Source organism: Paraburkholderia sp. CI2 (genome assembly GCF_014201055.1).
Classification (GTDB): Bacteria; Pseudomonadota; Gammaproteobacteria; order Burkholderiales; family Burkholderiaceae; genus Paraburkholderia; species Paraburkholderia tuberum.
Map to the genome: position 1 here is coordinate 247694 of NZ_JACHDL010000005.1, position 24241 is coordinate 271934.

16 protein-coding genes are annotated in these 24241 nt (G+C 65.7%); 3 read left to right on the top strand and 13 right to left on the bottom strand.

Annotated elements, in window-relative coordinates; genetic code table 11:
• Positions 1 to 76: 76 nt before the first annotated feature.
• The 9 genes from bamA to rpsB form a co-directional block, all read right to left on the bottom strand.
• Positions 77 to 2380: an outer membrane protein assembly factor BamA gene (gene bamA, locus HDG32_RS10185; RefSeq protein WP_184066169.1), complete on the bottom strand. Its 2304-nt coding sequence runs from the start codon at positions 2378 to 2380 to the stop codon at positions 77 to 79.
• A gap of 67 nt (positions 2381 to 2447) precedes the next feature.
• Positions 2448 to 3842 carry an RIP metalloprotease RseP gene (gene rseP / locus HDG32_RS10190; RefSeq protein WP_184066172.1) on the bottom strand — a complete coding sequence of 465 codons (1395 nt, stop codon included), beginning with the start codon at positions 3840 to 3842 and terminating at the stop codon, positions 2448 to 2450.
• Between the two features lie 7 nt (positions 3843 to 3849).
• The gene (locus HDG32_RS10195) at positions 3850 to 5055 is read right to left on the bottom strand and encodes a 1-deoxy-D-xylulose-5-phosphate reductoisomerase (RefSeq protein WP_184066175.1); all 1206 of its coding nucleotides are present in this window, start codon (positions 5053 to 5055) and stop codon (positions 3850 to 3852) included.
• Positions 5056 to 5065: 10 nt separating this feature from the next.
• The gene (locus HDG32_RS10200; protein WP_184066178.1) at positions 5066 to 5887 is read right to left on the bottom strand and encodes a phosphatidate cytidylyltransferase; all 822 of its coding nucleotides are present in this window, start codon (positions 5885 to 5887) and stop codon (positions 5066 to 5068) included.
• Positions 5881 to 6660 carry a polyprenyl diphosphate synthase gene (gene uppS / locus HDG32_RS10205; protein WP_184022637.1) on the bottom strand — a complete coding sequence of 260 codons (780 nt, stop codon included), beginning with the start codon at positions 6658 to 6660 and terminating at the stop codon, positions 5881 to 5883. Before uppS ends, HDG32_RS10200 begins: the two co-directional genes overlap by 7 nt.
• A gap of 62 nt (positions 6661 to 6722) precedes the next feature.
• Positions 6723 to 7283, bottom strand: coding sequence for a ribosome recycling factor (frr, locus tag HDG32_RS10210; RefSeq protein ID WP_090800586.1), 561 nt, complete (start codon positions 7281 to 7283; stop codon positions 6723 to 6725).
• Positions 7284 to 7380: 97 nt separating this feature from the next.
• Positions 7381 to 8094, bottom strand: a complete 714-nt coding sequence (gene pyrH / locus HDG32_RS10215; protein WP_090800588.1) for a UMP kinase — start codon at positions 8092 to 8094, stop codon at positions 7381 to 7383.
• A gap of 222 nt (positions 8095 to 8316) precedes the next feature.
• Positions 8317 to 9198 (bottom strand): translation elongation factor Ts, encoded by an 882-nt coding sequence (gene tsf / locus HDG32_RS10220; RefSeq protein ID WP_184066181.1) that lies wholly within the window; start codon positions 9196 to 9198, stop codon positions 8317 to 8319.
• Positions 9199 to 9416: 218 nt separating this feature from the next.
• Positions 9417 to 10169: a 30S ribosomal protein S2 gene (gene rpsB, locus HDG32_RS10225; protein ID WP_013089705.1), complete on the bottom strand. Its 753-nt coding sequence runs from the start codon at positions 10167 to 10169 to the stop codon at positions 9417 to 9419.
• Between the two features lie 555 nt (positions 10170 to 10724).
• Here rpsB and map point away from each other — a divergent pair.
• The 3 genes from map to HDG32_RS10240 are packed head-to-tail and all read left to right on the top strand — an operon-like array spanning position 10725 to position 16372.
• A complete protein-coding gene (gene map / locus HDG32_RS10230) occupies positions 10725 to 11534 on the top strand; it encodes a type I methionyl aminopeptidase (protein ID WP_184022635.1) in 810 nt (269 codons plus the stop codon).
• Positions 11535 to 11563: 29 nt separating this feature from the next.
• Complete coding sequence (locus HDG32_RS10235) at positions 11564 to 14143, top strand: [protein-PII] uridylyltransferase (RefSeq protein WP_184066184.1); 2580 nt, start codon at positions 11564 to 11566, stop codon at positions 14141 to 14143.
• Between the two features lie 6 nt (positions 14144 to 14149).
• Complete coding sequence (locus HDG32_RS10240; protein ID WP_184066187.1) at positions 14150 to 16372, top strand: pseudouridine synthase; 2223 nt, start codon at positions 14150 to 14152, stop codon at positions 16370 to 16372.
• Between the two features lie 96 nt (positions 16373 to 16468).
• On the opposite strand, the gene def is transcribed toward HDG32_RS10240, so the two are convergent.
• The 4 genes from def to smc all read right to left on the bottom strand — a co-directional run bounded on the left by def (position 16469) and on the right by smc (position 24180).
• The gene (gene def / locus HDG32_RS10245; RefSeq protein WP_184066191.1) at positions 16469 to 17002 is read right to left on the bottom strand and encodes a peptide deformylase; all 534 of its coding nucleotides are present in this window, start codon (positions 17000 to 17002) and stop codon (positions 16469 to 16471) included.
• Positions 17002 to 19065, bottom strand: a complete 2064-nt coding sequence (gene ligA / locus HDG32_RS10250) for an NAD-dependent DNA ligase LigA (protein ID WP_184066194.1) — start codon at positions 19063 to 19065, stop codon at positions 17002 to 17004. The genes def and ligA overlap by 1 nt, the downstream gene beginning before the upstream one ends.
• A 166-nt stretch (positions 19066 to 19231) precedes the next feature.
• Entirely contained in the window at positions 19232 to 20548 is a 1317-nt protein-coding gene (locus HDG32_RS10255; protein WP_184066197.1) for a cell division protein ZipA C-terminal FtsZ-binding domain-containing protein, read from the bottom strand.
• 113 nt (positions 20549 to 20661) lie between these two features.
• A complete protein-coding gene (gene smc / locus HDG32_RS10260) occupies positions 20662 to 24180 on the bottom strand; it encodes a chromosome segregation protein SMC (RefSeq protein ID WP_184066200.1) in 3519 nt (1172 codons plus the stop codon).
• Between the last annotated feature and the right edge of the window lie 61 nt (positions 24181 to 24241).

Genomic DNA, 24241 nt, shown 5'->3' on the forward strand with positions numbered 1-24241 from the left:
ATACTGTAGTTTGACCGGGTCCGCCGCCGCAGCCGGCCGCCGGCAACGCCGGCCGCCGGGAACACCCGCCGCCCGATCAGAACGCCGTCCCGATCTGGAACTGGAACTTCTGGTACTGGTCGCCAGTGTGCTTCGTGAGCGGGAAGCCAAGGCTCAACTTGAGCGGGCCGATCGGCGAGATCCACGCGAGACCCACACCGTAGCCGTAACGCAGGCCATTTGCGCCGATGCTGTTACCTTCCGTTCCCCACACGTTACCGGCGTCGAGGAACGTGAACACACGCAGCGTGCGATCGTAGCCCGTGCCCGGCAGCGGGAACGTGAGCTCGATATTGCCGACGAGCAGCTTCGAGCCGCCGATCGGGTCGTTGGTCTTCGCGTCTCGCGGACCGAGCGAGCTCGGCTCGTAGCCGCGCACCGAACCGATACCGCCGGCGAAGTAGTTCTTGAAGATCGGATAAGGCTTGCCGCCGAGGCCGTTACCGTAGCCGCCCTGGAAGTTGAAGCCCAGCACGAAGCCACGCGCGAACGAGTAATAGTACTGCGCGTTGATGTCGGCCTTGTAGTACTGCGTGCCCCCGATCGGCGTGCCGTACTCGGCGTTCGCCTGCGTGAAGTAGCCGCGGCTCGGCACCAGCGCGCTGTCACGCGCGTCGCGCGACCAACCGACCGTCAGCGGTACGTTGTTCGACACGCGGCCGAACTGGTTCACGTAGTCGATATAGCTTTGCGGCGTATTCGAGTCGATGTCGAGCTGGTTCTGCTCGAAGCCGACGCCGAAAAACACCGTGTCGACTTCGGAGAACGGAATGCCGAACTTCAGGTCACCGCCAATCGTGACGATCTTGAAGCTCGAATCGGTCGAATAGTACAGCGGCTGGTACGTGCGGTAGTAGACGTCGGTGATCCGCTTGATACCGTCCACCGTGAAGTACGGGTCGACCTGCGTGACCGTCAGCGTACGGTACGTCTTCGCGGTATTGATGTTCACCGAGAGGCTCGTGCCGGAGCCGAACACGTTGTCCTGCGAGATACCCGCCGACAGCACCACCTTGTCCGTCGACGAGAAGCCCGCGCCAAGCGTGATCGCGCCGGTCGGCTTTTCGGCGACCTTCACGTCGATGTCGACCTGGTCGGGCGTGCCTTCGACCGGCACCGTGGTCACGTCGACGTCGGTGAAGTAGCCGAGACGGTTGATACGGTCCTTCGACAGCGCGAGGCGGTTCGAATCGAACCACGAGCTTTCGAGCTGGCGCATTTCGCGGCGCACCACTTCGTCGCGCGTGCGCGTGTTGCCGACCACGTTGATGCGGCGCACGTACACGCGACGGCTCGGGTCGACCTGAAGCGTCAGGTCGACGGTGTGGTTGTTCTGGTCGATCTGCGGCTGTGCATTGACGGTCGCGAACGCGTAGCCGTACTCGCCGAGCTTGTCGACGATCGCCTTCGTGGTGGCCTGCAGCTTTTCGGCCGAGAAGCGGTCGCCCGGCTTGATCTTGATCAGCTTCTTCAGTTCCGCTTCGCGGTCGAGCAGATTGCCGGCGAGGCGGATGTTCGAAATCGTGTACGGCTGACCTTCATGCAGCGTGACCGTCAGGTACATGTCCTTCTTGTCCGGCGAAATCGACACCTGGGTCGATTCGATGCTGAACTCGAGATAGCCGCGGTTCAGGTAGTACGAGCGGACGTTCTCGAGGTCGCCGGTGAGTTTGTCTTTCGCGTACAGGTCGTTCTTCGTGTACCACGAGAACCAGTTCGGCGTGGACAGCTGCATTTCGTCGCGCAACGTGCCGGTGCTGAATGTCTTGTTGCCGATGAAGTTGATCTGACGGATCTTCGCGCTCGGACCTTCGGCCACCGAGAACAGGATGCCGACGCGGTTGCGGTCGATCGGCGTGATCGTCGTGGTGACTTCAGCCGCGTAAAAACCGCGCGTCAGATACTGCCGCTTCAGTTCCTGCTCGGCCTTGTCGACGAGGGCCTTGTCGTAGTAGCGGCCTTGCGACAGCCCGACCGCGCGCAGCGCCTTGATCAGGTTGTCCTTGTCGAACTCGTGGATACCGGCGAAGTCGATCGTACCGATGGCCGGGCGCTCTTGCACCTGCACGATCACCACGTTGCCTTCGGTCGCGATCTTGACGTCGTTGAAGAAGCCCGTCGCGTACAGCGCGCGAATCGCTTCGGACGCCTTGTCGTCGGTAAAGGTATCGCCTTGCTTGATGGGCAGGTACGCGAACACCGTGCCCGGTTCGACGCGTTGCAATCCCTCAATGCGAATGTCTTGCACCACGAAGGGCGTCGTTGCGTGAGCAACCAGCCCATGCGCGGCGAACGCCGCGGCTACAACCGTCTTTGGACCAAAGCGATGAGGTTTGAACAACGTGCTTCCCCAGTATGTATAGCTGCATCAGGCCTGGCGGCCGCCCTCGTGAACGCCGCCGGACACTTTAAAAATGGATTAAACGAGCCAGATCGTTGAACAGCGCAATCGCCGACAACGCGACGATGCAGGCAAGCCCCGCCCTCTGAAAAACGAGTTGCCAGCGATCGGAGACAACTTTACCGGTCACAGCTTCAACCAAATAATATAACAGATGACCCCCATCCAATACCGGAATTGGTAGCAGGTTCAGCACGCCGAGGCTAATGCTGACAAGGGCCAGGAACGACAGAAACGCGGCAGGACCCAGACGTGCGCTCTTTCCCGCGTAGTCGGCGATCGTCACCGGACCGGACAGATTCTTCAGCGACGCCTCGCCGACGATCATCCGGCCGAACATCCTGACCGAGTACACCGCGAGATCCCAGGTACGGCGCGCGCCGAGGTGGAGGCTCTCGAGCGGCCCGTAGCGCACGTCGATCGACGGCACCTGGGTCGCCAGCTCCGCGCCGATGCGGCCGATCTGCTGCCCGCTCGCTGCATCGCGCTGCAGCTGCGGCACGATGGTGATTTCTTCGAGCGCGCCCGCCGCATGACCGCCACGGCCCCCGCGCTCCACCCGCAGCGTGACCGGCACGCCGGCGTGCGATTTTACAAAAGCGATGAAGGCCGAGGCATTATCGGTCGGCGTGCCGTTGATCGCGCGCAGCCGGTCGCCGGCGACGAGCCCCGCCTTTTGCGCGGCGCTGCCCGCCTGCACGCCCGCCACCGTCAGCTTGCCGCCGCCGGGCTCGAAGCCGAGGCGCGACATCAGATCGTCGTCGACGTCTTTCTCGCCGAGGCCGCGCAGGTCCATCGGAAAATCGGACGTGCCGTGCGCGTCTTTTGCACTGAGCACGATGCGCTGCTGATCGAACGCGGCGCCGAGCAGCTTCCAGCGCAGATCCGACCACGACCGCACCGGCTCGGTCTCATCGCTATGGCCGGTGCGCACACCGACGATGGTCTCGCCGCCCTCGAAGCCCGCCAGCGCGGCCGGCGTGTTCGGCGCGGGTGTCGCGATCACGGCGGCCGGTTCGGTCACGCCAGTTGCGAACACGAGCGCGAACAGCACGATCGCGAGCAAGAAATTCGCGACCGGACCGGCCGCGACGATCGCGAAGCGCCGCCACACCGACTGGCGGTTGAACGCATGCGGCAGATCCGCCTCGGGAATCGAACCGGGGCCGGTCTCGCGCTCGTCGAGCATCTTCACGTAGCCGCCGAGCGGCAGCGCGGCAATCGTCCACTCGGTGCCCGTCTTCGGACTGACCCACTGAACGAGCGGCTTGCCGAAGCCGATCGAGAAGCGCAGCACCTTCACGCCGCACAGACGCGCGACGCTGTAGTGCCCGTACTCGTGGACTACCACGAGTACGCCAATCGCAACCGCGAAAGCGACCAGTTCGATCAGCAGATTCATAAACGCCTCACTGGACGACGCGTTCCGTGCGACGGGCGCCGTCAGGCAGACGCGCGATGAATTCGGTAGCAGCTCGGCGCGCGGCGGCGTCCGCTTCGATGACGTCGTCGAGCGCGTGCGCGCTGCGGTTCGGCAACGCGTTCAGCACCGAGTCGACCGCCTCGGCAATCGCCATGAAGCCGATGCGGCGCGCGAGAAATGCCTCCACCGCGATCTCGTTCGCGGCGTTCAACGCCGCGCTCGCGACGCCGCCTTCCGCAAGCGCCTTCATGGCGAGCGCGAGGCACGGGAAGCGCGCGTAGTCGGGTTTTTCGAACGACAGCGACGCGATCTCCGCGAGATCGAGCTGCGCGACCCCGGAATCGACGCGATCCGGAAACGCGAGCGCGTGCGCGATCGGCGTGCGCATGTCGGGGTTGCCGAGCTGCGCGAGCACCGAACCGTCCGCGTACGACACCAGCGAATGAATCACGCTCTGCGGATGGATCAGCACGTCGATGCGCTCGCCGGGCAGGTTGAACAGCCAGTGCGCCTCGATCACTTCGAGGCCCTTGTTCATCATCGTGGCCGAGTCGACCGAGATCTTGCGGCCCATCACCCAGTTCGGATGCTTGCAGGCTTCGTCAGGCGTCACGTCGACGAGCGTGGCCGGTTCGCGCGTGCGGAACGGGCCGCCCGATGCGGTCAGGATGATCTTTGAAACGCCGCCATGCAGCGACGCTTCACGCGGCAGGCATTGGAAAATCGCGTTGTGTTCGCTGTCGACCGGCAGCAGCACCGCGCCGTGGTCGCGCACCGCGTCCATGAAGATCGCGCCGGACATCACCAGCGCTTCCTTGTTCGCGAGCAGGATGCGCTTGCCGGCGCGCGCCGCGGCAAGGCTCGGCGCGAGACCGGCCGCGCCGACGATCGCCGCGACCACCGTGTCGCAGCCCTCGCCCTTCGCGACGTCGACGAGCGCCTGCGGCCCGTACGTGACCTCGGTCTTGCTGCCCGCTTCGCGCAGCTTCGCGGCGACCTTCGCGGCCGTGTCGGCGTCGCCGACCACCGCCACTTCGGGCGCGAAGCGCAGGCATTGCCCGACGAGCTTGTCGCCGTTGCGATGCGCGCTCAGCGCGTAAATCGAAAAACGCTCGGGATGACGCGCGACCACGTCGAGCGTACTGTCTCCAATCGAGCCCGTGGAACCGAGCAATGTCAGACGTTTTTGCATATCTCTTTCTCTAGCCGAGCAGCAGCATGGCGAGCGGCAGCACCGGCAACAACGCGTCGATGCGATCGAGCACGCCGCCGTGCCCCGGCAACAGGCCGCTCGAGTCTTTGACGCCGGCCTGACGTTTCATCATCGATTCGAACAGGTCACCGACCACGCTGAAAACCACCAGCAGGGTCAGCGCGAGCACCGTGCGCAGCGCACCCAGTTGCGCCAGCAGCGCAGAATACAGGGTCGGCTCGAACGCGTGCAAAAAGATCGCCGCGGCCGCGACGATCATGACCAGCAGCCAGCCGCCGATCGCCCCCTCCCAGGTTTTACCCGGACTGATCGCTGGCGCCAGCTTGTGCTTGCCAAATGCCTTCCCGGAGAAGTATGCGCCGATATCGGCGAGCCATACCAATAGCAGCAGCGACAGCACGAACGGCACACCCTGCATGCGCGCGGCGACGAGAGCATGCCAGCACGCGATCAAACCGACGATTCCGGCAAGAAACAGAAACGCGCGCCACGCGCCCTGCGCGAGCACGGGCTTGCGCAGCAGCACGAATGGACCGGCGATCACCCAGAAAATCGCCGCCGCCTGGAAGAACGGCCGCGCAGGCTCGGTGCCGATGCCCACCCGCGTACTGGTGACGAGTCCGAGTGCCGCGACGAGCGCGTACAGCACCGGACCCGCGCCACCGAGCTTCAGCAGGCGCGCCCACTCCCACGCGGCGAACACGACGACGAAAGCGATCAGCGCGCCGAATGCGCCGACAGGCGCGAACAGCGTGACAGGCAGGAACACTGCCAGCAACACGATCGCCGTGATGACACGGGTCTTTAGCATGGAAGCGAATCGACGTTCTGCGATTGCGGCTCGAGCTGAGCACTGGTGCGGCCGAAGCGGCGTTCCCGCTCCGTGTACGAAGCGATGGCGTGACCGAGCGCGTCGGCGTCGAAATCCGGCCAGAACGTGTCGGTGAAATAGAACTCGGTGTAGGCAAGCTGCCACAGCAGGAAGTTGCTGACGCGGCGCTCGCCGCCGGTGCGGATGAACAGGTCCGGCTCGGGTGCGTAGGCCATCGACAGGTGCTCGGCGAACGCGTCCTCGTTGACCTCGACCGGCTTGCCCGCCGCCGCTTGCTCGACGAGCTTGCGGGTGGCCTGCATGATGTCCCAGCGCCCGCCGTAGTTCGCGGCGATGGTCAGCGTGAGACGGGTATTGCGCGCGGTCTTGGTTTCCGCGCGCTTGATCAGATCGCGGATCTTGTCGTCGAAACGCTCGAGATCGCCGACCACGCGCAAACGGATCCCGTTCGCGTGCAGCTTGCCGATCTCACGCTCGAGCGCGGTGACGAACAGGCGCATCAGGAACGATACCTCTTCGTTCGGACGGCGCCAGTTCTCCGAGCTGAACGCGAACAGCGTCAGATATTCGACGCCCCGCCGCGCGCACGCCTCGACGGCCGCCCGCACCGCGTCGACGCCGCGCGTATGGCCCGCCACGCGGGGCAGACGCCGCTGCGTGGCCCAACGGCCGTTGCCATCCATGATGATCGCGATATGTCGCGGCACCGCGGCGACTTCAGGCACGCGCACGGTTGAGCTGGTATAGGTCATGGCCGTCGGGACAGTAATGCCAGTAAAGAAGTGGAAATCAGAAGGTGCTGAGCCGAACGGCGTCAGACCGTCATGATCTCGGCTTCTTTCGTTGTGACGAGCTTGTCGATTTCGGCGACGAACTTGTCCGTCAGCTTCTGGACGTCGTCACCGGCACGACGCTCGTCGTCTTCCGAGATTTCCTTGTCCTTGACGAGCTTCTTCAGTTGCTCGTTGGCGTCGCGGCGCAGGTTGCGCACGGCCACCTTGGCCGTTTCGGCTTCGCTGCGAACGACCTTGGTCAGCTCGCGGCGACGCTCTTCGGTCAATGCTGGCATCGGTACGCGGATCACATCGCCATGGGTAGCTGGGTTCAGACCGAGATCCGACTCGCGGATCGCCTTTTCGACGACCTGGACCATCTTCTTTTCCCACGGCTGCACGCCGATCGTGCGCGCGTCGATCAGCGTCAGGTTCGCGACCTGCGAAATCGGCACCGGCGAGCCATAGTAGTCGCACTGGATATGATCGAGCAGGCCCGTGTGCGCACGGCCCGTGCGGATCTTCGACAGGTCGTTCCTGAACGCGTCGATGGAGCGCTGCATCTTCTGTTCAGCGCCCTTCCTGATATCAGCCACAGACATTTTTAAACCTCCGAACCTTCAAAACGGTGCGAGCCGCCCGGCACGCGCGATGCGGCGGCCCGGGCTCGCGTCAAAGCCCACGTAATGTAAACGAAGTTTACACGTGGACGAGGGTGCCCTCGTCCTCACCTAGCACGATGCGCTTGAGCGCACCGGGTTTGACGATCGAAAACACGCGGATCGGCAGCTTCTGGTCGCGGCACAGAGCGAAAGCCGTCGCGTCCATCACCTGCAGATTGCGGCCGATTGCCTCATCGAAGCTGATCGTGCTGTAGCGGGTCGCGCTCGAATCCTTCTTCGGATCGGCCGAATAGACGCCGTCCACCTTGGTCGCCTTCAGCACCACTTCCGCGCCGATTTCCGCGCCGCGCAATGCAGCGGCCGTGTCGGTCGTGAAGAACGGGTTGCCGGTGCCGGCCGCGAAGATCACGACCTTGCCTTCCTCGAGCTGGCGGATCGCGCGGGGCCGGATGTACGGCTCGACGACCTGGTCCATGCGCAGCGCCGATTGCACGCGCGCCTCGATGCCGGCGTGACGCATCGCGTCCTGCAGCGCCAGCGCGTTCATCATCGTGGCGAGCATACCCATGTAGTCGGCCGTTGCGCGGTCCATACCCGCCGCACCGCCCGCGACGCCGCGAAAAATATTGCCGCCGCCGATCACCACGGCCAGTTGTGTTCCGAGACGGACCACTTCGGCCACGTCCGCCACCATTCGTTCGATGGTTCCGCGATTGATGCCGAAGGCATCGTCGCCCATCAGAGCTTCACCGGAGAGTTTGAGCAGGACGCGTTTATAGGCAGTGGGCATAGGGGTATCCAGATCGCGCAGAACAGGGCAACAACAAGGGACTAATGTAGGGGTGAAATGCTGATTCGGGCAAGCACCGCCAAATTGGCGAACCCTGAGGTTCGCCAGCGGCGGCCGCGCGGCGAGGGTCAACTCGTGCGCGGCCTTGCGGCGCTGCCGACCGCGGCGAGGTCTTGCCTCGCCGCGGGTCCAAACGGTACGGCGGTGAAACTTGGGTAACGCTTATTGTTGCTTTGCCGCAGCGACCTGGGCGGCCACTTCCGCTGCGAAGTCGTCCTGCTTCTTCTCGATGCCTTCGCCGACCACGAACAGCGCGAACTTCTGCACGCTCGAGTTGCCCGCCTTCAGCATCTGCTCGATCGTCTGCTTGTCGTTCTTCACGAACGTCTGGTTCAACAGCGACACTTCCTTCAGGTACTTCTGCACGCTGCCGTCGACCATCTTCGCAACGATTTCAGCCGGCTTGCCCGATTCGGCGGCCTTCTGTTCAGCGATGCTGCGTTCCTTGGCGATCAGGTCCGCCGGCACGTCGTCCGACGACAGCGAGACCGGCTTCATCGCGGCGATGTGCATCGCCACGTCCTTGCCGACCTGTTCGTCCGCGCCGGTGTACTCGACCAGCACGCCGATGCGCGTGCCGTGCAGGTACGCCGCCAGCTTGTTCGCGGTGTCGAAGCGCACGAAACGGCGGATCGACAGGTTTTCGCCGATCTTGCCGACCAGCGCGAGGCGCACTGCGTCGACGGTTTGGCCGTCGAGCGGCAGGGCTGACAGCGCCGCGACGTCAGCCGGGTTTTGCGTCGCGACGAGTTCGGCGATCTTCTTCGAGAACGCGAGGAAGTCGTCGTTCTTCGAGACGAAGTCGGTTTCGCAGTTCAGCTCGACGAGCGAACCAGCGTTGCCGTTGATGAACGATGCGACGACGCCTTCGGCCGTCACGCGCGATGCCGCCTTGCTCGCCTTGTTGCCGAGCTTCACGCGCAGCAGTTCTTCAGCGCGCGCCAGATCGCCGTCGGCTTCCGTCAGCGCCTTCTTGCATTCCATCATCGGCGCGTCGGTCTTCGCGCGCAGTTCTGCAACCATGCTTGCGGTAATTGCCGCCATCATTTGCTCCTTGAGTTCTGTCTGTCACACGCCGCCCGCATTTCGATGCCGGCGGCAGGAATTCGTTTCAGCGTTTTCGCGCATTTTTTGCGAGCGACGCGCCTCGCGTCGCCCCGAGCACTCTGCCAGATGCCCGTTACAACAACTGTCATAGACGTCGCGACTTAAAAAAAGGGGGCCTGTAGAAAGCCCCCTTTTATGCCGGACCCTGGGCAGCCTTACGCTTCCGGGTTGACCTCGACGAACTCGTCGCCGTCGCCGCCACGCGCAGCCTGGACCACTTCGTTGACCGCGTTGGCACGGCCTTCGAGGATCGCATCGGCCACGCCAGCCGCGTACAGGGCGACGGCCTTGCTGGCGTCGTCGTTACCCGGGATCACGTAGTCCACACCTTCCGGCGAGTGGTTCGTATCGACCACGGCGATGACCGGAATGCCGAGCTTGTTTGCTTCGGTCACGGCGATCTTGTGGTAGCCGACGTCAACCACGAAGATCGCGTCCGGAATGCCGCCCATGTCCTTCACGCCGCCGATCGACTTCTGCAGCTTGGCCATTTCACGTTCGAACAGAAGCGCTTCCTTCTTGCTCATGCGCTCGGTTTCACCGGCTTCCAGCGCCGCTTCCATGTCCTTCAGGCGCTTGATCGAAACCTTCAGCGTCTTGAAGTTGGTCAGCATGCCGCCGAGCCAGCGCGCGTTCACGAACGGCATACCAGCGCGCTGCGCTTCCTGGGCGATCGTGTCACGCGATTGACGCTTCGTACCGACGAACAGGATCGTGCCGCGGTTCGATGCCAGCTGACGCGCGTACTTCAGCGCGTCGTTGTACATCGGCAGCGTCTTTTCGAGGTTGATGATGTGAATCTTGTTGCGATGACCGAAAATGAAGGGGGCCATCTTCGGGTTCCAGAAACGGGTCTGGTGACCGAAGTGGACACCTGCTTCCAGCATTTGACGCATCGTAACTGCCATGAAATTCTCCACGAGGGTTGGGTCTTAAACCGGCTGCCGTATCGGCCGCGCCCGCCTCTACCTTGGCTGGAACGCGACGACACCCTGGGTGCGCCGGCTTGCGAATTGGTTGCCTGACACGACTTTCTCTCACTCACGACACCCAACAACCGGAGTGCCGCGAGAAGCCGCTCCGCCCAGCTGCCATGCGCGAATTTGCGGACTCGCGAATAAAAGCGGACTAGGACCGACTTAGCCCGAGAGTATAGCACGCGTCGACCGACTGACTCAACCGGCCCGACCAGCGGCCGATGGTCCTACGCACGGGACCGCGCCGCCGGGCCCGAAGCCCGGCCTGGCGTCCTTTGGGCCGCCAATTTGCCGATTCTGGCGCTTTTCGCCCATTGCCGCCCGATCCTGCGCAACGACCCGGCCCCCACTGCTGTAAAATGGCTCGATTCCGCCACGCGCGGGGAGCGTTAAGGATCGACCGGCATTCCGTGCCCGGCAGACGCCCCTCCGCCCGGCCACCGCAACACCCAGTAAGCCTTATCCAGCAAGGCTTCCGAGGAAACCATGGCTATCACCATCAAAAACGAAGACGATATCGCGAAGATGCGCGTCGCCTGCCGGCTCGCGAGCGAAGTGCTCGACTACATCACGCCGTTCGTCAAGGCCGGCGTCACCACTGGCGAGCTCGACCGTCTGTGTCACGAATACATGCTGAAGGACCAGGGCACGGTCCCCGCGCCGCTGAATTACCAGCCGCCCGGCTACCCGCCCTACCCGAAAGCCACCTGCATTTCCGTCAACGACGTGATCTGCCACGGCATTCCGGGCGACAAGGCGCTCAAAACCGGCGACGCGCTGAACATCGACATCACCGTGATCAAGGACGGCTATTTCGGCGACACGAGCCGCATGTTCATCGTCGGCGAAGGGTCGATCATGGCAAAGCGCCTCGTGCAAGCCACTTTCGAATGCATGTGGCTCGGCATCGACCAGGTGCGACCCGGCGCGCATCTCGGCGACATCGGCTATGCGATCCAGAAGCACGCCGAAGGCCTCGGCTACAGCGTGGTGCGCGAATATTGCGGACACGGCATCGGCACCGTATTCCACGAAGATCCGCAGATCCTGCACTACGGTCGCCCCGGCACCGGGTTCGAACTGCAGGCCGGTATGATCTTCACGATCGAGCCGATGATCAACGCCGGCCGCCGTGACATCCGCACGATGCCCGACCAGTGGACCGTCAAGACCAAGGACCGCAGCCTGTCCGCGCAGTGGGAGCATACGGTGCTCGTCACCGAGACAGGCTACGACGTGCTGACCGTGTCGGCCGGCACGCCCGCGCGTCCGCCCGTGGTCGCGGCCACGGCCTGACCGATTCCGACCACACCGCCTTCCTGCCAATGAGTAGCGTTCCAGCCGTCGCCCCCTCCCATGCCTCGTCGCTCAAGGCGGACTACAAAGTGGCCAAAGCCCAGTTGCTGGAACGCTTCCGAACGGCCACCAACGTCGACGCGTTGATGGCCGCCCTCGCGCGCGCCACGGACCATTCGCTGCGCGCCGCCTGGGACACCTGCGAGCTGCCCGACGACCTCGCGCTGGTCGCGGTTGGCGGCTATGGGCGCGGCGAACTCGCGCCGCACTCCGACATCGACATCCTGGTGCTGTTGCCCGACGCGCGGCTCGAGCATCTGGACGCGCGCATCGAGCGCTTCATCAGCCTCGCGTGGGATCTCGGGCTGGAACTCGGCAGCAGCGTGCGCAGCGTGTCGCAATGCATCGAGGAAGCGGCCAACGACGTCACGGTGCGTACCTCGCTGCTGGAAGCGCGCCGCATCACCGGCAGCACCGCACTGTTCGACGATTTCGCTCGGCGCTACCGTGCGGCGCTCGACCCGAAGGCGTTCTTCCAGGCGAAGGTGCTCGAAATGCGCCAGCGTCACGCGAAGTTTCAGGACACGCCCTACGCGCTCGAGCCGAACATCAAGGAAAGCCCGGGCGGGCTGCGCGACCTGCAGCTGATCCTGTGGATCACACAGGCGGCCGGCTTCGGCAGCAGCTGGCGCGAACTCGAAGCACGCGGACTGATCACCGAGCGCGAGGCGCGCGAGTTGCGCCACAACGAAGGCTTTCTGAAGTCGCTGCGTGCGCGGCTGCACGTGATCGCCGGGCGCCGCCAGGACATCCTGGTGTTCGACCTGCAGACGCCGGTCGCGGAAAGCTTCGGCCTCAAGCCGACCGCGACCAAGCGCGCGAGCGAGCAGCTGATGCGCCGCTACTACTGGGCCGCGAAAGCGGTCACGCAACTCGCGACGATCCTGATCCAGAACATCGAGGCGCAGCTGTTTCCGAGCACGAGCGGCATCACGCGCGTGCTGTCGGATCGCTTCGTCGAAAAGCAGGGCATGCTCGAAATCGCCTCCGACGACGTGTTCCAGCGCGAGCCGAATGCGATCCTCGAGGCGTTCCTGCTATACGAGCGCACCCCGGGCGTGAAGGGACTGTCGGCGCGCACGCTGCGCGCGATCTACAACGCCCGCGACGTGATGGACCAGCACTGGCGGCGCGATCCGGAAAATCGCCGGCTCTTCATGGAAATCCTGAAGCAGCCGGCCGGTATCACGCATGCGTTCCGGTTGATGAACCAGACGAGCGTGCTCGGGCGTTATCTGCTGAATTTCCGGCGCATCGTCGGGCAGATGCAGCACGACCTGTACCACGTGTTCACGGTCGATCAGCACATCCTGATGGTGCTGCGCAATCTGCGCCGCTTCGCGGTCGCCGAGCATGCGCACGAATACCCGTTCTGCAGCCAGTTGATCGTCAACTTCGACCGGCCGTGGGTGCTGTACGTGGCCGCACTGTTTCATGACATCGCGAAGGGCCGCGGCGGCGATCATTCCACGCTGGGCATGGCCGACGCACGGCGCTTCTGCCGCCAGCACGGCATCGAAGGCGAGGATGGCGAGCTGGTCGTGTGGCTCGTGCAGCAGCATCTGACGATGAGCCAGGTCGCGCAGAAGCAGGACACGAGCGACCCTGAAGTGATCAAACGCTTCGCCGAGCTGGTCGGCACCGAGCGCCGCCTGACCGCTCTCTATCTGCTGACCGTCGCCGACATCCGCGGCACCAGCCCGAAGGTCTGGAACACGTGGAAAGGCAAGCTGCTCGAAGACCTCTACCGCATCACGCTCGCCGTGCTTGGCGGTGCCCAGCCGGACGAGCATTCCGAGCTGAAGTCGCGCCAGGAAGAGGCGCTCGCGCTGCTGCGTCTCGAAACCGTGCCGGAAGGCGCGCAACGGGCGCTGTGGGACAAGCTGGACGTCGGCTATTTCCTGCGCCACGACGCGGCGGACATCGCGTGGCAGACGCGCGTGCTGTACCGCCACGTCGAAACGCCGACGCCGCTCGTACGCGCGCGGCCGTCGCCGATCGGCGAGGCGCTGCAGGTGCTCGTCTACGTGAAGGACCAGCCCGATCTGTTCGCGGGCATCTGCGCGTATTTCGACCGCAACGGCCTGTCGGTGCTCGATGCGCGCGTCAGCACGACGCGCCACGGCTACGCGCTCGACAACTTCCTCGTCGCGCACACCGAAGAGGACGTGCACTATCGCGACATCGCCAATCTGGTCGAGCAGGAGCTGACCGCGCGCCTCGCGGGCCACGGCACCTTGCTGCCGGGACCGTCGAAGGGCCGGCTGTCACGGCTGTCGCGCACCTTCCCCATTACGCCGCGCGTCGACCTGCGGGCCGATGAGCGCGGCCAATACTACATCCTGTCCGTGTCGGCGAACGACCGGCCGGGCCTTCTTTATTCGATCGCGCGCGTGCTGGCTGAGCACCGGGTCGGCGTCGCCTCGGCGCGGATCAATACGCTCGGCGAACGCGTCGAGGACGTGTTTCTGCTCGAAGGACACAGCCTGTCGGACAACCGCCTGCAAATTCAGGTCGAGACCGAACTACTGCGCGCGATCGCAGTGTGAGATTTCATGCGAATCAAATTAACAGCGAAGCATCCGCGGCCGGCGTCGTCCGAACGCGCCCCTGTCCGCCCCGGCAGCGCGTCGGCGCGTAAGCCGACCCGTCCAGCGCGGCCGAAGCCATTCGAGGCCGAGGCCGGCGCGAAGCGCGAAGGCGCGGCGTCGACGGGTGGTGGCGCGAAGCGGCCGGTCGGTGCGAAGCCGGCGGGCGCCGGTGCACGCGCGCCGCGTGCCGAAGGGTCGGGCGTGCGCGAACGGGGCGCGGCTGCCGCGGGCGCACCGCGCCGCTTCGAAGGTGCGGCTGAGCGAGGCGAGCGCGGAGAACGCGCGCCGCGTCGTCTCGAAGGCAGCGCTGAGCGTGGTGAACGCGGGCCTCGGCGCGATTTCGGCGAACGGACTGAACGCACGCCGCGTCGTTTCGAAGGCAACGCCGAGCGTGGCGAACGGGCGCCTCGGCGCGAATTCGGCGAACGGACTGAACGCGCGCCGCGTCGTTTCGAAGGCAACGCTGAACGTGGCGAACGGTCGCCTCGACGCGATTTCGGCGAACGGACTGAACGCGCGCCGCGTCGTTTCGAAGGCAACGCTGAAGGTGGCGAACGGGCGCCTCGGCGCGAGTTCGGCGAACGGCCTGAACGCGCGCCGCGTCGTTTCGAAGGCAGCGCTGAGCGTGGTGAACGCGCGCCTCGGCGCGAATTCGGCGAACGGACTGAACGCGCGCCGCGTCGTTTCGAAGGCAGCGCTGAGCGTGGTGAACGCGCGCCTCGACGCGAATTCGGCGAACGGACTGAACGCGCGCCGCGTCGTTTCGAAGGCAACGCTGAGCGTGGTGAACGCGCTCCTCGACGCGAATTCGGCGAGCGTGGCGAACGCGCGCCGCGTCGTTTCGAAGGCAGCGCTGAGCGTGGCGAACGCGCTCCTCGGCGCGAGTTCGGCGAGCGTGCAGAACGCGCACCCCGTCGTTTCGAGGGCAATGCGGAGCGCGGCGAGCGCGCACCGCGCAGTTTTGGCGAGCGCGCACCGGGCCGCGACGCCGGCGAACGCCGTCCGTTCAGCGGTCCGCGTCCAGGCACAGGCAGGCCGTCGGAAGGCGGCGCGCGTGGCGATCGTCCGGTGCGCCGGGAGCGCGAGGCCGCCGACCGTCCGCGCTTCGGTAGCGATCGCGGTGAGCCGCAGGAGCGTCGCGGTGGCGATCGAGGCGCGCGCAGCGACAGCACCTCGCGCCGCTTCGAAAGCGAGCGTGGCGAACGCAGCTTCGCGAAGCCGGCAAAAGGCGGCTACGGCGAACGCACCGAGCGTCGCGAGCGCCCTGCGCGCAGCTTCGACGGCACGTTGCCGGCCGCGAACCGCCGCTTCGGCGACGACCGACCAGCCCGCGCCGCCAAGCCGCGAGCCTCGGCATCAGCAACCGCCCGCCCCGTCGACACCACCATCGACACCCCGCACCCGCCCCGCCGCGATCGCGAAGACGCGCCGGGCATGCTGCGTCTGTCGAAGCTGATGTCCAAGCTCGGTCTGTGCTCGCGTCGCGAGGCCGACGAATGGATCGAGAAAGGCTGGGTCATGGTCGACGGCGAGCGCGTCGATACGCTCGGCACGAAGGTGTTCCCGGATCAGCGCATCGACCTCGACCCGGCCGCCGAAGCCTTTCAGTCGAGCCAGGTGACCGTGATCGTTCACAAGCCGGTCGGGCTCGTGTCGGGCCAGGCGGAGGACGGCTATCAGCCGGCCATCACGCTCGTCACGCCGGAGAATCGCTGGGAAGGCGACCGTTCGGGGATCTCCTTCTCGGCGTCGCATCTGCGCCAGCTCGCGCCGGCCGGGCGTCTCGACATCGATTCGACGGGCCTGCTCGTGCTGACGCAGGACGGCCGCATCGCGAAGCAACTGATCGGCGGTCACTCGGACGTGGACAAGGAGTATCTGGTGCGCGTCGCCTACGGCGATCACACGGTCGACGTCGAAAGCCATTTCCCGGCCGAAAAACTCGCGCTGCTGCGCCACGGCCTGTCGCTCGACGACGTCGCGCTGAAGCCCGCGCAGGTCAGCTGGCAGAACGGCGAGCAGCTGCGTTTCGTGCTGCGCGAAGGCAAGAAGCGTCAGATTCGCCGCATGTGCGAACTGGTCGGTCTCGAGGTGGTGGGCCTGAAGCGCGTGCGCATGGGCCAGGTGATGCTCGGCGCGCTGCCGCCGGGACAGTGGCGCTATCTGTCGGAAGACGAGTCGTTCTGAGGTCCGTCCAATGCGCCTCCTTGCTGAGAGCGGGCGCATCGGCACAACAAAAAACCCACGCACTTTGGCGTGGGTTTTTTGTTGGCGGCAGCTGTGTCAGTCGTCGCTATTCGTATCGAGATCCGGGAACAGGACCTCGGTAAAGCCGAACTTCGAGAAATCGGTAATCCGCATCGGATACAGCTTGCCGATCAGATGATCGCATTCGTGCTGCACAACCCGTGCGTGAAAACCCTCGGCGACCCGGTCGATCGGATTGCCGAACTGATCGAAGCCGTGATAACGGATCATCGAAAACCGGCTCACCACGCCGCGCAGCCCCGGCACCGACAGGCAACCTTCCCAGCTTTCTTCCATGTCCTGCGAGACCGGCGTGACGGTCGGGTTGATCAGCACCGTTTCGGGCACCGGCGGCGCGTCCGGATAGCGCTCGTTCGAACCGAAGCCGAAGATCACCACCTGCAGATCGACGCCGATCTGCGGCGCGGCGAGACCCGCGCCGTTCGCCGCGTGCATGGTCTCGAACATGTCTTCCACGAGCCGGTGCAGCTCGGGCGTGTCGAAGTGAACGACCGGCTCGGCGATTCGCAGCAGGCGCGGATCGCCCATCTTCAGAATGTCGTGAATCATCAGTGCCCCTCCAGGAGCTTGCGCATACCATCTTCGTCGAGTACGGGGATGCCGAGTTCCTCGGCCTTCGAAAGTTTGCTGCCCGCGTCGGCCCCCGCCACCACGTAACTGGTTTTCTTCGATACCGACCCCGCCACCTTCGCGCCGGCCGCCTCGAGCATTTCCTTCGCGTCCTCGCGCGACAGGTTTGGCAGCGTACCGGTCAGCACGACCGTCTGCCCGGCCAGCACGCCCTGCGGCGCCTTCGGCGCTGGCGGCCCCTCGGGCCACGTGACCTTGCCCGGCGCGCGCAGCTGTTCGATCACCGTGCGGTTGTGGTCCTCGGCGAAGAACTGGTGGATCGATTCGGCGACGACCGGCCCCACGTCGTTGACTTCGAGCAGTTCTTCCAGCGACGCATCCATGATCGGATCGAGCGAGCCGAAGTGCTTCGCGAGATCCTTCGCGGTCGATTCGCCGACATGGCGAATCCCCAATGCGTAGATAAAGCGCGCGAGCGACGTGTGCCTGGCCTTGTCGAGCGAGTCGAGCAGGTTCTGCGCGGACTTTTCGGCGAAGCGGTCGAGTTCCGCGAGCGTCGTGAAGCCGAGATTGAACAGATCGGCCGGCGTGCGCACCAGGTTCTGTTCGACCAGTTGATCGATGATCTTCTCGCCGAGGCCGTCGATATCGAGCGCGCGCCGCTGCGCGAAGTGCCACAACGCCTGCTTGCGCTGCGCCGGACAGAAGAGCCCGCCCGTGCAGCGCGCGATCGCCTCGTCGGGCAGCCGCTCGATCGCCGAACCGCACACCGGGCACCGCGTCGGCATCACGAACTCGCGCGCGTCGGCCGGACGACGCTCGAGCAGCGCGCTGACCACCTCCGGAATCACGTCGCCGGCGCGCCGCACGATCACCGTGTCGCCGATGCGGATGTCCTTGCGGCGCACTTCATCCTCGTTGTGCAAGGTCGCGTTCGTGACCGTCGCGCCGCCGACGAACACCGGTTCCAGCCGTGCGACCGGCGTGATCGCGCCGGTGCGGCCGACCTGCACGTCGATCGCGACCAGCTTCGTCAGCGCTTCCTGCGCGGGGAATTTGTGCGCGAGCGCGAAGCGCGGCGCGCGCGACACGAAACCGAGCGCATCCTGCTCGTCGCGCCGGTTGACCTTATAGACCACGCCGTCGATGTCGTAGGGGAGCCTGTCGCGCTTCTCGCCGACCGCGCGGAAGAAGCCGAGCAGGCCTTCGGCGCCCTGCACGACCGCACGCTCGCCATTGACCGGCAAGCCCATCTCCTTGTACCAGTCGAGCAGTTCGCTATGGGTGGCCGGCATCTCGATGCCTTCCAGCACGCCGATGCCATACGCGAAAAACGACAGCGGCCGCTGCGCGGTGATCTTCGAATCGAGCTGCCGCAAGCTGCCCGCCGCCGCGTTGCGCGGGTTCGCGAATTCGCGTTGTTCGGCGGTGCGCTGGCGTTCGTTCAGGCGCTCGAAATCGCGCTTGAACATCAGCACTTCGCCGCGCACGTCGAGCACGTGGGGCACGCGCTTACCCTTCAGCTTCAACGGAATCGAGCGGATCGTGCGGACGTTTTCGGTGACGTTCTCGCCGGTTGTGCCGTCACCGCGCGTGGAGGCCTGCACGAACACGCCGTCGGCGTAGCGCAGCGAGATCGCGAGGCCGTCGAATTTCAGCTCGGCCGCGTAGTCGACGGGGACCGGCGGCTCGCTCGCGTTGTTGCCGAGCGCGTCGCCGATGCGCTTGTCGAACGCGACGATGTCTTCGTCGGCGAAACCGTTGTTCAACGACAGCATCGGCAGATCGTGCACGACCGGCTCGAAACCGCTCGCGGCCTCGCCGCCGACGCGCTGCGTCGGCGAATCCGGCACGATCAGATCGGGATGCTCGGCCTCGATGCGCTCCAGCTCCTTGAACAGCTTGTCGTACTCGGCGTCCGGCAGGTCCGGTTGATCGAGCACGTAATACGCGTAGTTCGCGCGTTCGAGTTCCGCGCGCAACCACACGGCCCGCTCGGCCGGAGCGCTGGTTGCGGAAGGAGGGACGGAGGATCGGGCCATGCTGTCGGAAGCTTCTCGAGAAGAAAGTCGGACATCGGATTATCGCAGGAAGCGTGCCCCTTTACATCGCTGAATCGGGGCGGGCCGCGCTGCGACGCAAGCCGGAAACGACGACGGCCGCACATCGTGCGGCCGTCGTCAAAACGCGTAGAACGCTGAAAAAGGCTTACTGGCTGAACAGGCGCCGCGTGGCCGGCGAACCCGCCGGAATACCCGCCTGTTCGAGCTTCGCGTACAGCGTCATCAACTGTTTTTCGATCGCGAGCAGCGCGCTTTCCGGCAGCGGCCGGCGACCGTCGTCGACCACGCGTCCGCCGATGCGCTCGGCCAGCGACTTCGCGTAATCGCACATCAGCCGGAACGGCAGGATGTCTTCGTCGGCGACCGGCACGTCGAGCACCAGCGTGATCATCTCGCCGCCTTTGTACGTGAGGTCGTCGCGCAGGAAGTTGGTGTCGCCGAACTGCAGCATGAACACCGGGCTTTGCCGCGAGTCGAGCTTGACGAAGCGCGTGCCGTCGCGCGACAGCAGCAGACCGTCCTGCGATGCGACCGCCTGCACGTAGTTGGCCGACCACGGCGCGCCGTCCGACAGCACGTTGATCGACAACTGCGCGTCGCACTGGGCGGCAAAGCCGTCGAGCTCGCGCGCCATCGCGACGGTTTCGAGCATGTCGGGGAATTCCGGCGCCGCGTCGAGCGCATCGGCGAACTGCTGTACGCCGGTCACGAACTCGGAAAATTCGAGCTCGTTCAGCGCGCCGCTACGGTTCGCGAGCTGCGCGGCCGCGCGCAGCTCTTCGTAGCGCGTGCCGTTCTGCAGCAGCTCCCACGCGCCGCCGCCTTCGGGTTTGCCTTCGATGTGCACGGGCTTGCTGCCCGCGCGACGCAAGCGCTGCGCGAGCGGAAGCACCTTGTCCCCGGCCACGGGGCCGTTCAGCCGGATCGGCACGATACAGTCGATGCGTCGATCGACGATCGCGGGCGGCGCCGACGAAATCGTCGTGGCGGCCGGCAGGATCGGTTCGACCCGCTCGTGCCCGGCGGACGCGGGCTGGGCCGCGGGCGCTTCGGCCGTGGGCCGCTTCGCGTGCGCGCCCGGCGCCGCCGCATGTTCGCCTTCGCCCACGGTATCGGCGTCCGCCGATGGATAACCGTTCGGCGACGTCATCTCGGCCTGGATATCGGCCGGTGTATCGAGCGGTGCGGCGCCCGCGCCGAACGTCGGCTCGACGCGCGCCGCGCTCGGGTCCGCGGCCGCCTCGGCGCTCACGCTCGGCTCGCGCCGCGTGGTCGGCCGGGCCGGCTCGATGAACGGGCTCTGCTCCTCATGCTCGTCCCGCGCAAAGCTCTCGGCGGTGTCGGCCGGCATCGGCCGCGGCATCTTGCGGCGCACCTTCGCGCCCTGCCACGCGTTGTACACGACCACGCCCCCCACCACCACGGCACCCGCGCCGATCAAACCGAGTGTCAACTCGTCCATGCATGCTCCATCAGCAATTCTTCTATCCGCGCGGGCATGTCGTCCGCTCCACGTACCGCGCGGCGCTCATCGAGGCCGCTGCGCTGGATGCCGATGCCCGCGAAGGCGTTAACTCAAACGATATTCTGGGCGAAACCCGCCGCCGTTTCCATGTCGACCGCGACGATCCGCGAGACGCCCTGCTCCTGCATCGTCACGCCGATCAGCTGCTGCGCCATCTCCATCGCGATCTTGTTGTGCGAAATGAACAGGAACTGGGTTTTGTCGGACATCGCCCGTACCAGATTCGCGAAACGCTCGGTGTTGGCGTCGTCGAGCGGCGCGTCCACTTCGTCGAGCAGACAGAACGGCGCGGGATTCAGCTGGAACATCGCGAACACGAGCGCGGTCGCGGTCAGTGCTTTCTCGCCGCCCGACAGCAGGTGAATCGTCGAATTCTTCTTGCCCGGCGGTTGCGCCATCACCTGCACGCCGGCGTCGAGGATTTCGTCGCCGGTCATGATCAGCTTCGCCTGGCCGCCGCCAAAGAGACGCGGGAACAGCTCGCCGAAATGGCGGTTCACTTCGTCGAACGTGCTTTGCAGCAGCGTGCGCGTTTCGGCGTCGATCTTGCGGATCGCATCTTCGAGCGTTTCGATCGCGCTCGTCAGGTCGGCCGACTGCGAATCGAGGAAGCTCTTACGCTCGGTCGCGGCCTTCAGCTCGTCGAGCGCGGCCATGTTGACCGGCCCGAGCGCGGTGATCGCGTTGTTGATGCGCGTGACTTCGCCCTGCAGGTACGACGGCTTCATGTCCGCCGTCAGCTTGGCTTGCAGTTCGGCTTCATCGACACCGGCCGCGGCCAGCTGCTCGACGAACTGCTCGCCGCTGATGCGCGCGGCCTGCTCCTTCAACTGCAATTCATTGATGCGGTCGCGCAGCGGCTGCAGGGCGCGCTCGGCGGTGAGGCGCGTTTCGTCGGCCGAGCGCAGCTTCGCGGTCAGGTCGTCGAGCTCGACGCGCGCGGCGCGCAGCGCCTCTTCTTTCACGGCGCGGATGTCGAGCGCGTCCTGCAGCCCGGTGTGCGCGGTCTGCTCGTTGATCGTTTCCAGTTCGGCGCGCGCGTCTTCGAGCGCGCCCGCGACGCGCTCGCTCTGCTCGTGCGCGACCTGGATGCTGCGCTTCAATTCGTCGATGCGGTTCGCCATGTTGCGCGCGGCGAAGCGCGCGTCGGTAGCGGCGCGGTCGAGCTCGCGTGCTTCGCCGCGGGCGGTCGTCAGTTCTTCGTCGAGTGCTTCGAACGCGAGCTGGTGGTCTTCGAAGCGCGCCTGCAGTTCGGCGAGCTCGCCGTCGTGACGCTCGAAGTTCGCTTCCGACTCGGCGCGCAGCGCCCGCTGCTCGTCGATCTGCGCGGCGATCTCTTCGAGTTCCTCGCGAATCTGCGTGCTGCGCTGCGTGTAGCGTTCGTGTGCCTGGGTGAGCCTCAGCACGTCCATCTGCAACGCGTGCACCCGCTGCGTCGCGCGTTCGGCCTGCTGGCGCAGCTCGGCGAGCGCCTGCGCGGCTTGCGTGTGCGCGGCTTCGGCGCGGATCGCGGCGGCCTTCGCCTCGTCGGCGAGCAATGCCTGCGCGCGCACCTGGCGGCCGAGGTTTTCGATTTCCTGCTGACGCGCGAGCATGCCGGCCTGTTCGGAATCGGCCGCATACAGCTGTACGCCGACGCGCGTGACCACGTGCCCCGCCTTGACGACGAACGCGCCGCCCTCGGGCAGCTGCGCGCGCATCGAAAGCGCCTGCTGCAGATCGTCGGCGACGAACGCGAGGCCCAGCCAGTCGGTCAGCACCGCGCGAATACCCGCGTCCTCGATGCGCACGAGCGACAGCAGCGAGCGCAGCGCGCCCGCCGCCGGGGCAGGCTGACCAGCCGCGGGCGGCGCGTAGAACGCGAGCTTGGCCGGTGGCGCGTCGGTTGCGAACGCCTTGACCCAGTCGAGATTCGACACTTCGAGCGCGGCGAGGCGCTCGCGCAGCACCGCTTCGAGTGCGGTTTCCCAACCGGCCTCGACATGCAGCTTCTTCCACAGACGCGGCAGGCTGCCCAGCTCGTGCTTGTCGAGCCACGGCTGGATCTTGCCTTCTGTCTGCACGTTTTCCTGCAACTGCCTGAGCGCGGCGAGGCGCGCGTCGAGCTGATGGATCTGCGCGCTTTCGGCCTGCACGCGCTCCTGCGCGGCGCGGCGTTCAACGTCGAGCCGCGGCAGTGTTTCCTGCGCGTCGGCGAGGCGGTCCTGCGCGTCGTGAAGGATTTCCTCGTGCTCGGCGAGCTGCACGCGCAATGCCTCGAGCTGCACCTCGTCGGGCGCGTCGAGGCCACCCTGTTCCGATTTCAGCCGCTCATGGCGCTGCTGCAGCTGCTGCAACTGCTGATCGGCATTGCGCTGATGCGCGGCTTCGAGCTTCAGCGCCTGCTCGGTCTGCGCGATGCCGCCGCGCTCGGTGTTCAGCTCCGCCTGAGCGTCGCGCCAGCGCGCTTCGAGGGCGGGTAGCGCATCGTGCTTCGCGGCGGCGTCCTCTTCGGCGAGCACGGCTTTTTCTTCAGCGACGGCCAGTTGCTCTTCAGCGTCGGCAATATCGTCCTGCGCCTTGCCGGCCTGCGATTGCCACTGCTCGCGCTGCGCGGTCAGCGCGGCGATCTGCGCCTGCGCGCGGTTGCGCGATTCGACGATGAAGCGGATCTCGGCTTCCAGCCGGCTCACTTCCGCGTTCGCCTCGTACAGCGCGCCCTGCGCGCCCTGCATCGCGTCGCTCGCCGAATAGTGCGCGACGCGCAGCGTTTCGAGTTCCGCCTCGACTTCGCGCAGCTTCGCGGTTTGCGCCTCGAGGTCGATCTGCGCCTGCTCGATCGCGCGTTGCTGGCGCTGCTGTTCGCCGGCCGCCTCGTTCTTGCGCAGCAACCACAGCAGACGCTGCTTTTCCTCGCCGTCGCTTTGCAGCTCGCGATAACGGGTCGCGACGACCGCCTGCCCCTCGAGCTTCTCGAGATTCGCGCCAAGCTCGCGGACGATGTCCTCGACGCGCGTGAGGTTCTCGCGCGTGTCGTGCAGACGGTTCTCGGTCTCGCGGCGGCGCTCCTTGTACTTCGACACGCCGGCGGCTTCTTCGAGGAACACGCGCAGCTCTTCGGGCTTCGCCTCGATCAGCCGCGCGATCATGCCCTGCCCGATGATCGCGTACGCACGCGGCCCGAGGCCGGTGCCGAGAAAGATGTCCTGGATGTCGCGGCGCCGCGCCGGCAGATTGTTGATGTAGTAGCTCGACGTGCCGTCGCGCGTCAGCACGCGCTTCACGGCGATCTCCGCATACTGGCCCCACTGGCCGGCGGCGCGGCCGTCCGCGTTGTCGAACACGAGTTCGACGCTCGCGCGGCTGCCGGGCTTGCGGGCGGTCGAGCCGTTGAAGATCACGTCCTGCATCGACTCGCCGCGCAATTCAGAGGCGCGCGATTCGCCGAGCACCCAGCGCACGGCGTCGATGATGTTGGATTTGCCGCATCCGTTCGGACCGACCACGCCAACCAACTGGCCTGGGACCTGGAAATGCGTGGGATCGACGAAGGATTTGAAACCAGCGAGTTTGATCGAGGTGAGCCGCACGGCGATTTCGCTGTTTGAAAAGAGAGAGTGATAGGTGGCTCGCGAGGTTGCGCCAGTCGTT

Bases quoted from the DNA above. Each gene is read 5' to 3' on its own strand.
- rseP (WP_184066172.1), bottom strand. From the start codon at position 3,842: ATGAATCTGCTGATCGAACTGGTCGCTTTCGCGGTTGCGATTGGCGTA.
- HDG32_RS10195 (WP_184066175.1), bottom strand. From the start codon at position 5,055: ATGCAAAAACGTCTGACATTGCTCGGTTCCACGGGCTCGATTGGAGAC.
- HDG32_RS10200 (WP_184066178.1), bottom strand. From the start codon at position 5,887: ATGCTAAAGACCCGTGTCATCACGGCGATCGTGTTGCTGGCAGTGTTC.
- uppS (WP_184022637.1), bottom strand. From the start codon at position 6,660: ATGACCTATACCAGCTCAACCGTGCGCGTGCCTGAAGTCGCCGCGGTG.
- frr (WP_090800586.1), bottom strand. From the start codon at position 7,283: ATGTCTGTGGCTGATATCAGGAAGGGCGCTGAACAGAAGATGCAGCGC.
- pyrH (WP_090800588.1), bottom strand. From the start codon at position 8,094: ATGCCCACTGCCTATAAACGCGTCCTGCTCAAACTCTCCGGTGAAGCT.
- tsf (WP_184066181.1), bottom strand. From the start codon at position 9,198: ATGGCGGCAATTACCGCAAGCATGGTTGCAGAACTGCGCGCGAAGACC.
- rpsB (WP_013089705.1), bottom strand. From the start codon at position 10,169: ATGGCAGTTACGATGCGTCAAATGCTGGAAGCAGGTGTCCACTTCGGT.
- map (WP_184022635.1), top strand. From the start codon at position 10,725: ATGGCTATCACCATCAAAAACGAAGACGATATCGCGAAGATGCGCGTC.
- HDG32_RS10235 (WP_184066184.1), top strand. From the start codon at position 11,564: ATGAGTAGCGTTCCAGCCGTCGCCCCCTCCCATGCCTCGTCGCTCAAG.
- HDG32_RS10240 (WP_184066187.1), top strand. From the start codon at position 14,150: ATGCGAATCAAATTAACAGCGAAGCATCCGCGGCCGGCGTCGTCCGAA.
- def (WP_184066191.1), bottom strand. From the start codon at position 17,002: ATGATTCACGACATTCTGAAGATGGGCGATCCGCGCCTGCTGCGAATC.
- ligA (WP_184066194.1), bottom strand. From the start codon at position 19,065: ATGGCCCGATCCTCCGTCCCTCCTTCCGCAACCAGCGCTCCGGCCGAG.
- HDG32_RS10255 (WP_184066197.1), bottom strand. From the start codon at position 20,548: ATGGACGAGTTGACACTCGGTTTGATCGGCGCGGGTGCCGTGGTGGTG.